The sequence below is a fragment of the Planktotalea sp. genome, from assembly GCF_039984035.1.
GTDB lineage: Bacteria > Pseudomonadota > Alphaproteobacteria > Rhodobacterales > Rhodobacteraceae > Planktotalea.
Genome location: NZ_JBDWVM010000108.1, coordinates 1 through 9,894, shown reverse-complemented (window position 1 = coordinate 9,894; position 9,894 = coordinate 1). Strand labels below are relative to the sequence as shown.

General features: G+C 52.4%; 11 protein-coding genes. 7 read left to right on the top strand and 4 right to left on the bottom strand.

The genetic code is table 11. From position 1 onward, the window contains the following. The 5 genes from ABJQ89_RS04840 to ABJQ89_RS04820 all read left to right on the top strand — a co-directional run. On the top strand, positions 1-693 hold a 693-nt coding region (locus ABJQ89_RS04840), incomplete at its 5' end, for an FAD-dependent oxidoreductase (protein ID WP_348495136.1). A gap of 3 nt (positions 694-696) precedes the next feature. Next, positions 697-1,266 (top strand): TetR/AcrR family transcriptional regulator, encoded by a 570-nt coding sequence (locus tag ABJQ89_RS04835; protein WP_348495135.1) that lies wholly within the window; start codon positions 697-699, stop codon positions 1,264-1,266. Positions 1,267-1,675: 409 nt separating this feature from the next. Then, the gene (locus ABJQ89_RS04830; protein WP_348495134.1) at positions 1,676-2,260 is read left to right on the top strand and encodes a class I SAM-dependent methyltransferase; all 585 of its coding nucleotides are present in this window, start codon (positions 1,676-1,678) and stop codon (positions 2,258-2,260) included. 18 nt (positions 2,261-2,278) lie between these two features. After that, entirely contained in the window at positions 2,279-2,575 is a 297-nt protein-coding gene (locus ABJQ89_RS04825; RefSeq protein WP_348495133.1) for an antibiotic biosynthesis monooxygenase, read from the top strand. A gap of 87 nt (positions 2,576-2,662) precedes the next feature. Next, positions 2,663-3,337 (top strand): AraC family transcriptional regulator, encoded by a 675-nt coding sequence (locus ABJQ89_RS04820; protein ID WP_348495132.1) that lies wholly within the window; start codon positions 2,663-2,665, stop codon positions 3,335-3,337. 133 nt (positions 3,338-3,470) lie between these two features. Here ABJQ89_RS04820 and ABJQ89_RS04815 read toward each other — a convergent pair whose 3' ends face one another. Further along, positions 3,471-4,082 (bottom strand): GNAT family N-acetyltransferase, encoded by a 612-nt coding sequence (locus tag ABJQ89_RS04815; protein ID WP_348495131.1) that lies wholly within the window; start codon positions 4,080-4,082, stop codon positions 3,471-3,473. A gap of 20 nt (positions 4,083-4,102) precedes the next feature. Here ABJQ89_RS04815 and ABJQ89_RS04810 point away from each other — a divergent pair, with 20 nt between their 5' ends. Together ABJQ89_RS04810 and ABJQ89_RS04805 are read left to right on the top strand one after the other, a co-directional pair. After that, a complete protein-coding gene (locus ABJQ89_RS04810) occupies positions 4,103-5,143 on the top strand; it encodes an alpha/beta hydrolase (protein WP_348495130.1) in 1,041 nt (346 codons plus the stop codon). A gap of 257 nt (positions 5,144-5,400) precedes the next feature. Then, positions 5,401-5,778, top strand: a complete 378-nt coding sequence (locus ABJQ89_RS04805) for a GIY-YIG nuclease family protein (protein WP_348495129.1) — start codon at positions 5,401-5,403, stop codon at positions 5,776-5,778. 417 nt (positions 5,779-6,195) lie between these two features. On the opposite strand, the gene ugpC is transcribed toward ABJQ89_RS04805, so the two are convergent. The 3 genes from ugpC to ABJQ89_RS04790 all read right to left on the bottom strand — a co-directional run. Continuing rightward, on the bottom strand, positions 6,196-7,284 hold the full coding sequence (gene ugpC / locus ABJQ89_RS04800) for a sn-glycerol-3-phosphate ABC transporter ATP-binding protein UgpC (RefSeq protein WP_348495128.1): 1,089 nt from the start codon (positions 7,282-7,284) through the stop codon (positions 6,196-6,198). A 12-nt stretch (positions 7,285-7,296) separates the two neighbouring features. Continuing rightward, positions 7,297-8,949 (bottom strand): alpha-amylase family glycosyl hydrolase, encoded by a 1,653-nt coding sequence (locus ABJQ89_RS04795; protein WP_348495127.1) that lies wholly within the window; start codon positions 8,947-8,949, stop codon positions 7,297-7,299. Between the two features lie 8 nt (positions 8,950-8,957). Beyond that, a partial coding sequence (locus tag ABJQ89_RS04790; RefSeq protein WP_348495126.1) for a carbohydrate ABC transporter permease occupies positions 8,958-9,894 on the bottom strand: 937 nt, incomplete at its 5' end.

The window sequence follows — 9,894 nt, the reverse complement described above, 5'->3', positions numbered from 1 at the left end:
CCGGATCATCGCAAACGGCTCAACGCACAGGTCATGAAACTGGACATGTCCGGCGATCAGTGCACGGCGACACTGACAAATGGCGAGCACGTTTCTGCAGACCACGTTGTCTTTGCCGTCCCGCCACGTGTTGCGGCCGAGATAACGTTTTCACCCGCTTTACCTGCAAACGCCCTCCAAGCCATGACAGGTGTCGCGACATGGATGGCAGGTCAGGCCAAGGCTGTCGCAGTGTATGATACACCATTCTGGCGCACGCAAGGCTTGTCCGGTGACGCGATGAGCCGGATAGGCCCGATGGTAGAAATCCATGATGCATCCCCGCTTGAGGGGGGACCATATGGTTTGTTTGGATTTATTGGCGTACCGCCCCAAGGTCGCGTGGACGAACAACTGTTGCATCAGCACCTCCGCGTGCAATTGGTACGGCTGTTCGGGCCGCAAGCAGCCGACCCCCAAAAGCTCTATGTCAAAGACTGGGCCTTTGATCCCTATACTGCGACCGAAGCGGATCAGGCACCGTTTTACAGCCATCCGACATACGGACTGCCGCAGGCGATGACCAACCTGTGGAACGGAAAACTGCATTTCGCAGGGACAGAGGTTGCCCCTGACTTCGGGGGCTACATCGAAGGTGCTTTGGAAGCGGCAGAAAATGTTCTAAGTAACTTCAGTAAAACAGGGCTTGGGTAAGATATGGCGACCGATACCAAGACAATTCTTCTCAATTCGGCTGAACGGGCCGCGCGCAAGCGTGGCTTTGATGGGTTCAGTTACGCCGACCTGGCCGCCGACGTCGGAATCACCAAGGCCAGTATTCATCATCATTTCGCCAGTAAAGCAGCTTTGACCATCGCTTTGATGCAGCGGTATTATTCAGATTTGGAATCCGCTTGCGACGAGATTGACCAAGACCATGCAACAGGGGCGGCGCGTTTGACCGCTTTGATCAAGCGATATCATGGCGCACTTGAAGGCGGTCAAAGCCTGTGCCTATGCGTGTCTTTTTCGACCAGTACAGAAAACCTGTCAGCAGACACGATTGCTGAAATGGGCCGTTTTCGCACAATGATGACCCAATGGCTTGAGAGGGTGTATTCACTGGGCCAAGCCGATGAAACGATCCTACATGTCGCCGATCCGGCAGCCGAAGCCGCCGCCACCCTGCCTTTGCTCGAAGGTGCGCAACTGGCAGCCCGCGTCGCACAAGACCCGCAACGATTTGAAGCGGCAGTCCAGATCTTGTCCAGGCGATTGCTCCAATAAACCAAAGCGCAACCACTTCGTTCTGACGCTGGTTTTTGGTCAGGTGGAACGTGCCCAGTTTCAAAACAGACATTGCTGCGTTTTGCAGCATAGATCGTTTTGGGCTCTGAACAGACCAATGCCAGCGCAGCAGGCAAGTTCAGAGCGGACATCAGCTGCTCAGGCCAAGCCCTTCATATCGCAGCTTACGACGCAATGAATGATCGTCGGCAGATCATATGCAGATATTCGAACAACTGGCGGCGAAATCTGACAGCGAGCCCAAAGCTGTAGATGCTGCAGGTTGTGCCAAAGTCGGCTTTGCCGCTAGCAGTGCGAAAATGTTCTTGGCCGTTTCACGTCAATATCTGGCATCTGCGCGTGAGCAAGCGGCCCTTAAAAGTCTAAACTTTTAGGCATGAACACACTCATGGCATATGAAAAAGTCGCTCCTCACTGGAGCAAGAAAGCCCATCGTCTTGGCTACGTAGGCGCCTATTCTGATTTCCTGGCAAATTCCACCTTGGCATCCGGGACGGTTTTGGATGTGGGAACCGGCACAGGTACATTCGCATTTTCGTGGATCGAAGCCGGAGGTAGCAAAGACATGATACTCCTTGATCCCTCCTCTGAGATGCTTGCGCGGGCCCGCGAAAAATTTATGCAGCGCGGACTGAGCCCGCAAATCGTGCACTCGACGTTTGAGGACTTTCCCAAGAATGAAAAATTTGACACGATCCTCGCATCTCACGTTTTAGAACATTTTGATGATGCATCCGACGTGATGCAAAAGCTTGCTGATCAACTGCTATCGGGCGGGCGTCTATATTTGACCGTTTCCAAGCCGCATTGGTGCAATTGGATGATTTGGCTTCGGTTTCGGCATCGTTGGTTTCGGCCTGAAACCATTTGCAAAATGGCGCAAGACGCCGGCCTGACAAAGATGCGCGTACACAAATTTTTGACTGGTCCACCAAGCCGGACCAGTCTCGGCTATATCTTTTCAAAACCTTGATCACAGGAAGGCATCTAAATGCTCATCGCTCATGTAATCTTCTCTGTAGCACCTGAGAACAGAACGTCCGCAATAGAAACACTGAAACAAGAGGTCTCGGCCGTTCGTGCGATGGATGGATGTATCGCCTTTATTCCATTCCTTGATGCAACGAACCAGCAGGATGTCGGCGTCCTGCATGAGTGGGCCAGCTCTGATTCATTTGAAGCCTATATTGCATCCGACAGTTTTGTATCCATCGGAGAAACTTTGCGCCCCATCATGGTTACGCCACCCACCAGTAAGCGATTTGACGCTACAATCAATCAAAACTAAACAAGGCATATGCAACCGGACGCCTATTGTTTTCATCGAAGTTTCGAGCCCGCTGAGCCCTCAGAATTTGAGGTGGATCGGCATTATTTGTTATACGCTTTGGAGGGAGCCGTTCGCTTAGAGGCTGATGGGCAGCGTTGGACGCTGCCTCCTGCGCGCGCTGCCTTGATCCGAGCAGATCACCCAATCACGATCACCGTCTTGTCAAAGCTGACTACAGCTTCCGTCCTGTTTTCCCCCAAGGTTATGGCCAAGCCACAACGTGTTTTGACGGTATTCGAAATGTCTCCGCTCGCACGAGAACTCGTCCGCGAATGCCGGGATTGGGGAAGTGACGTCGGGCCGCTGTCCCCGTTTGCGGAACGCATTTTCGGGACGCTAGCAGACGTGGTTCAAAAGTTAGCTTTGGTTCCAAGCAAATGTGTATTGCCGTCACCGGTTTCATCGCAACTCCTCAAGGCGATGCAACTCACCGAGAGCATGGCACATACAGAATTGAACTTTGAAGAAATTGCTGTGATGTCCAACCAATCGCCACGCGCCTTGGCGCGTCGTTTTGCGAGCGAAATGGGCATGACGTGGCGTGAGGTTCTACGCCATATTCGGGTCATGAACGCCGTCGAAGCCCTATCGACTACGGACATGCAAATAACGCAGATCGCGCTCTCTGTGGGCTACGGATCGCTATCGGGCTTTAATTCTGCCTTTAGGCAACACATGCAGATGACACCTACTGAATTCCGAGCCAGTCTCAGATCTTGACTACTTTTGTTTCACTGCACAACCGACATTGGAGCAGCCGCAGCGAAATCTCAAGCCTCGCGAATGAGAAAGATGCGGACAAAGCGAGTGAAGAATACTGACGTTGAATGGCTGCTTGTGTCGTAACGCTGGGCTAGCAGCCAACCGATTTCGACATTTCCATAGCGGCCGAAAACCCAAAAACGGCGCGGAGTGGGCCGAGATTTTTGACAGTAATCTCGGAATACCCTTCACGTTCATAGAGCGCGCGGGCACGTAGGTTGGAATCGATGACATCCAACCGTACAGTGCTCAGACCCATCGACGCAGCGTGGGCCTCAACCGCTTGTAAAAGCGCGGTGCCCACACCTTGGCCTCTTGCATTTGCTTGAACGAAGATGCCGTCCATCAGCAGCGTATCTTCGGTACAATCTCGTTCCAAAACACTGATCATCAATCCACGGAAGATTGTACTCATCCAACCATAGGTCCTCGCCATATCAGTGAGGCCGCCACCAACGAGCGCACCATTGGATGTTTTGAATCCGGCAACTCCAAGAAACTGTCCATCTTTTGAAACCGCGCTCAATGCATGAGTTGGATCAAGAACACTTTCGATGAAATGCACCGCCTTTTTTTCTGGTCCTAACGGATATCGCAGCTTTCGGGCGAAAGCGTTCCAGTACCCGCGTGCTGCAAGGTGACGATGCTCGTACCGAAGATCATTTTCGATTGTTAAGTTGCGCGTTGCTTGGATTGAACTCATTGGCGTGGCCTCCTATCTGAATGATAGTTGGTGACGGCACTGAGAGAAATCAATTGAAGCTTTGGGCACTCCTCGCATCCAGTCTTATAGTGCTAGCATTCATAGGATTTATCCTTTGGCGGCTTACTGATCATGATTTGGATCGCCGCGCCGATGAACGCCTCCACTTTGTGGTCGACGGTTACAGTATCTCAGGAACAATCTGGCTGCCCGACAAAGCACCAAATGCCGTAGTGGCGTTCGTCTACGGGGACGGCGCTCAGGACCGGACGTCTTCAGGTGGATACGCTCCTATGATCAATGCTTTTCTGGATAAAGGGATTGCAGTAGCAGCTTGGGACAAGCCTGGTGTCGGGCAGTCAAAAGGCAATTGGTTGCTCCAGTCCATGGCCGACCGGACCGCAGAAACCCGCGCTGCCCTGCAAGTTTTAAAGCACCGTTTCGAAGGCATCGTTATCGGCGCGATAGGATTTTCACAGGCTGGCTGGGTGTTGCCGGCGTTAACGCCAGAAGACGCTGATTTCCTCGTGCTCGTGGGCCCCGCAGTTTCTTGGCAGGACCAAGGGGATTATTACGCACGCACACGGCTTGCAATGGATGGGTTCGATACCGAAACAATCAACGAGATGATTACTGCGCAGAACCAAGAAGACGAACGAATATTCGGGAAGGATGCTAAAGAAAGCGATGCTCCATCAAATATGTCTCGCGATCGCTGGGGCTTCAACCAACGCAATCGGACCGCAGATGCACGACAGGCACTGTCCACTTTAGAACTGCCTCTTCTCGCCATCTGGGGTGCCGATGATCTGAACGTGGATGCGGTTCGTAATGCCGAAATATATCTGGAGGCACTCGCTAGACGGAATGAAGCCACGCAGATCATCGTTTGGCCTGAGGCAACACACGGCCTTTTGAAAGCGCGTTCCTACAATTGGCAACTGACCAAGGACTGGTCTTGGTTTGCGATCATGCGTTTCTTAGCGGAAGGTCGATATGCATACTCGCCGGGTACGATAAATGCGATTGCAATTTGGGTCCTAGGAGTAACCCAAGACTAGACAGCCGACATTCGTCGATAGTGCAGCATCGGGGAAAAGGGGCTCGAAGCCGACATTCGCTGCTAACGCTCCTTTGTGAAAATGTGTAGCTGTCCGCTCTGCGGACAAAGCGCCAATTCGCTGCGACCCGCCTGACGTCTGCCTAAGGATACCACGGGTAGAGAAACCTATTTCAGACGCTTCTTAAAAGCTTTTTCCATATAAAACACATTAAAGATCCGTCAGACTGCCGCTAATGTCGATGTTGGATGGGGAAGATGGCAACGAAAAAGACAAAATGCGGAATCTACAAGATTACAGGACCAAAAGGTCGTCTTTACGTGGGCCAAACCAAAGATCTTTGGAGTCGTCGGAACGATCACGTCGAAGCTTTGTATATGAGGGAGCACACCAATCCTCATCTGCAAAAGGCATGGGATTTGCATGGCCCACGATCGTTCTCGTTCGAGCTAGTTGAAGAAATATACTGGTGTGACGAGACATTGGACGCCCGTGAGGCCTTCTGGGGAGAGCGTTTTGGAGCGTTGACCAATGGTTACAACACCCAGTCATTCAACGCTCCTCCAGATGTGGGGGGCCAAACCTATACTCAAAACCACAGTGTGCAACTCACCCAAATACTGGCAGTGATCTAGTGCGCTACCTACTAGAACAGGGGAAGATAACTTCGAAAAGCAAGACCTAGTTTGACCTCAAGAGAAACCACCGGGTTCGCTGCCGAACTCTTCGAGCAAGTTGGCCAAAGTGACTAGTAAGGCCTATTGTTTTGTATCCCAAAAGCCGATTTTGGCCGCGCAGCAGAAAATCTACACGTTCGGCTCGAAGCTGATATTAGCTGCGAATGCGTCCAAAAAAGTACGTCAAAACCACTGACGATGGCCGCTAAGTGGGACTAAACCAACTTCGGTCTTTTTTTATTCAATGCTGCATTTTCAAGGCGTCCCTATCTGAATCCGCTCTCATAACCAATTTAATTTCGCCGCAGACGGAACGATTGCACTCCGTTAGTTTTCTAAGGCGGATTTCTTGAGCAATCGAAGAGAACTGGAAACTCAACGGTAATAGAGCGACCTTTCGTTGTGAAAAACTTGCACTTTTGCGGGATCAGCCGTGAGCGCCATAGACGTTCCGCGCGCGCCGGTTTGAATGCCAGGCAGTTTTCCGATTACGGCTGTATTGTCTCCTTGGGCTTCGAAATAGAGCAAAGTTACCTCGCCCAATGCTTCGGAAAAATTCACTTTACCTTTGAAAATTGCGTCTCCTTCGGTTGGTACAAAGTCCTCTGGACGCACACCGACGTTGACCTTGAGGCCCATGTCCGCCTCTGTCGTAGGCACGGCTGAAACTGCGGTTCCGCCACCATCAAGGGCGATCTTTGTTTGCGCCCCAGTGCCGGTGATTTTGCCCGGCAGCAGGTTCATGGCAGGTGAGCCAATAAATTGCGCAACAAACTCGTTTTCTGGGCGTTCATACAATTCCAGAGGCGCGCCGACTTGTGCGATGCCTTTGTTCGCAAGAACCACGATGCGCGAGGCGAGTGTCATTGCTTCGACCTGATCGTGTGTCACATAAATCATGGTGCTATCGGGCATGCTTTCCTTCAGCTGCGCGATTTCGATGCGCGTAGCAACGCGCAGCCCTGCGTCGAGGTTAGAGAGCGGCTCATCAAACAAATAGACCTTGGGATCGCGAACAATGGAGCGCCCGATCGCAACGCGTTGACGTTGCCCACCTGATAGCGCCTTGGGCAGACGATCCAGATACTCATCAAGTTGCAGAATTTTGGCGGCTTTGGTGATCGCAGCGTCAATTTCAACTTGCGGTTTCTTTGCCAATTGGAGGGCAAACGACATGTTATCCCGCACCGTCATATGCGGATAAAGCGCGTAAGACTGGAACACCATGGCAATCCCGCGCTGCGCAGGCGGAACATTGTTCACCTCTTCGCCGTCAATTTCCAAAACCCCACTGGAGATGCTTTCAAGCCCTGCAATCATCCGCAGCAGTGTGGATTTCCCGCAGCCGGACGGGCCAACAAAGACGATAAGTTCGCCCTTTTTCACATCTAGGTTGATGTCATTCAGGACGTTTACGGAGCCGCCATAGGTCTTTTCGACATTCGTGAGTTTGAGATCAGCCATGATGTGATCCTTCTATGAGTTTCGTTGTGCCAAAAGCGGCTGCCACGGTGCGAGTTTAACCACGCTGTTGGTGATCGGTGCGCTGCCAAGATCGTGGCCGATTTGGCTCCATTGTCCGTCTGGCAGGGAAATTCCTGCTTCGGTGTCCGAGAGGTTAAAGGCGCAAAAGAGATCAGCTTGCCCCAATGTGCGTTTGAAATGCAGCACTGAACCGGTGCTCCCGAGATCGCTATGTTCACCCGCTGAAAGCGCGGGGTGAGCCCGTCTTAGAGCAATCGCTGCGCGGTAGTGATGTAGCATTGCGGAGGGGTCTTCTGTCTGTGCGGCAACGCTTTTGTGTAGGTGCGCTTCGGAAACCGGCAACCATGGCGTTGCATCAGTAAAGCCGCCATGTGAATTGCTGTTTTGCCAGACCATCGGCGTGCGACAGCCATCGCGTCCTTTGTATTCTGGCCAGAACTCAATACCGTAGGGATCTTGCAAGTCCTCAAACGCGACCTCTGCCTCGGCGAGGCCGAGCTCTTCGCCCTGATACAGGCAGACCGAGCCACGCAAGCAATGAATTAGGGTTGTCATCAAGCGCGCAGCGGCATCAGAAAGCGTCCAGCGGCTGATATGACGTTCGACATCGTGGTTTGAGAATGCCCAGCAGGCCCAGCCATCGCTGGCTACGTCATCGACCTTTGTCAGAACTTCAGCAATACGGGCTGCGGTGGGTTGTTCTTTGGACAAAAATTCAAAGGCATAGCACATCTGCATAAGATCATCGCCGGCGGTATATTCACCCATAATCTCAAGCCCTCGCTGGGCGTCGCCCACTTCGCCCACTGCCGCGGCTCCATATTGATCCATCAATGCGCGTAGTTTCCACAAAAAGGCGAAATTCTCCGGACGGTTCTTTGAATAGAGATGGATTTGATGGTTATAGGGGTTCACGGACGGCGCGATTGTTGCGTTGCGTTCCTCAGGGGGGAGTGCGGGATTATCGCGCAGTTCAGCGTCGTGGACGTAAAAGTTAATCGTATCCAGCCGGAAGCCATCCACGCCGCGATCCAGCCAGAACTGTGCGACATCCAAAAGCGCGTCTTGCACCGCAGGTGTGTGAAAGTTCAGGTCTGGTTGGGAAGTCAGGAAATTGTGTAGGTAATACTGTTCGCGGCGCGCATCCCATTGCCATGCGGAGCCACCAAAAATAGACAGCCAATTGTTTGGCGGTGTGCCATCTGGCTTTGGGTCTGACCAAACATACCAATCGCTTTTGGCGTTGTCTTTCGTGCTTCGGGATTGTGCAAACCAAGGGTGTTCTTCAGAGGTGTGCGACAACACAAGATCGATCATCACCTTTAGGTTCAAGGCATGCGCTGCACTGACGAGATGGTCAAAATCAGCCAAGGTGCCGAACATCGGATCGACATCACAGTAGTCACTGACATCGTATCCAAAATCGGCCATGGGGGATTTGAAAAACGGTGAAATCCAAATCGCATCTACGCCCAAGTCGGCGATATGAGGCAGCCGGTCTGCGATGCCTTTTAGATCGCCGGTGCCACTGCCAGTGCTGTCCTGAAAGCTGCGTGGGTAGATTTGATAGATAACCGCACCGCGCCACCAATCTGCATTTTTTTCCAACGTGTTAGGCACGATTTTATTGTCCATTCTAGTCATTGTCGTCTCTATTTTACGGAGCCAGCCAGAAGGCCGCGCACGAGGAAGCGTTGCATGGAAAAGAAGACCGCCAAGGGCACTGCGATAGACACAAATGCAGCGGTCGCCAGAATTTCCCAATTACCGCCTCTTGTGCCCAATAGCTCAACGATTTGGTTCGTCATTACGGTTGTTTGGCCGGTGGCATCGATCAGGAAAACTTTCGCCACCAGCAGATCGTTCCAAGTCCACAGGAACTGGAAAATTGCAAATGATGCGAGCGCCGGGAAGGACAGCGGGAGCACGATTTTCGTGAAAATCTGAAAGTCCGTTGCGCCGTCTACCTTGGCATTTTCGATGATGTCGCGCGGAAGGCCGATCATGTAGTTGCGCAGCAGATATATGGCTAAGGGTAAGCCAAATCCGGTATGGGCCATCCAGACCCCGAGATAGCCCTTTCCGATCCCGATGCCGAGGTGCAGTTTCAACAACGGGATGAGCGCCAGTTGCAAAAGTACGACCAATAGCCCGACAACAATAGCGATCAAAAGGGCGCGCCCGGGAAACTCCATCCACGCGAGGGCATAGGCGGCAAAAGCGGCGATTGTGATGGGGATGATGGTTGCGGGGATCGTGACGGTCAGCGTGTTGAAGAACGCTTTGGACATTCCTTCTGTGCTGTTGCCCGATGAGAGCACGTTTACATAATTCCCGATGGTGAACTTGGGTGGGCTCTTTGCAGTCGCAAACACACGCTGGGCGCGCCCAGAAATCTGTTTTTCATTGCCTGTCCAAAGATAATCTCCGTTGGCCTGTAGCGTCAGGGTTTCACCGTCCCCCAGATCAGCGGTTTCACCGGCCTTATAGGCATCAATTGCGCGCGAAGACGTGCCCCAGACCGAAATGACAGCGTCTGAACCTTCTTCAAAGAGATTGCCTTCGACAACGAACATATCGCCTCGCCCG

Excerpts from the sequence above, each read along its gene's own strand:
- ABJQ89_RS04810 (WP_348495130.1), top strand. The coding sequence starts at position 4,103 with ATGATAGTTGGTGACGGCACTGAGAGAAATCAATTGAAGCTTTGGGCA.
- ABJQ89_RS04830 (WP_348495134.1), top strand. The coding sequence starts at position 1,676 with ATGGCATATGAAAAAGTCGCTCCTCACTGGAGCAAGAAAGCCCATCGT.
- ABJQ89_RS04795 (WP_348495127.1), bottom strand. The coding sequence starts at position 8,949 with ATGACTAGAATGGACAATAAAATCGTGCCTAACACGTTGGAAAAAAAT.
- ABJQ89_RS04815 (WP_348495131.1), bottom strand. The coding sequence starts at position 4,082 with ATGAGTTCAATCCAAGCAACGCGCAACTTAACAATCGAAAATGATCTT.
- ugpC (WP_348495128.1), bottom strand. The coding sequence starts at position 7,284 with ATGGCTGATCTCAAACTCACGAATGTCGAAAAGACCTATGGCGGCTCC.
- ABJQ89_RS04835 (WP_348495135.1), top strand. The coding sequence starts at position 697 with ATGGCGACCGATACCAAGACAATTCTTCTCAATTCGGCTGAACGGGCC.
- ABJQ89_RS04825 (WP_348495133.1), top strand. The coding sequence starts at position 2,279 with ATGCTCATCGCTCATGTAATCTTCTCTGTAGCACCTGAGAACAGAACG.
- ABJQ89_RS04805 (WP_348495129.1), top strand. The coding sequence starts at position 5,401 with ATGGCAACGAAAAAGACAAAATGCGGAATCTACAAGATTACAGGACCA.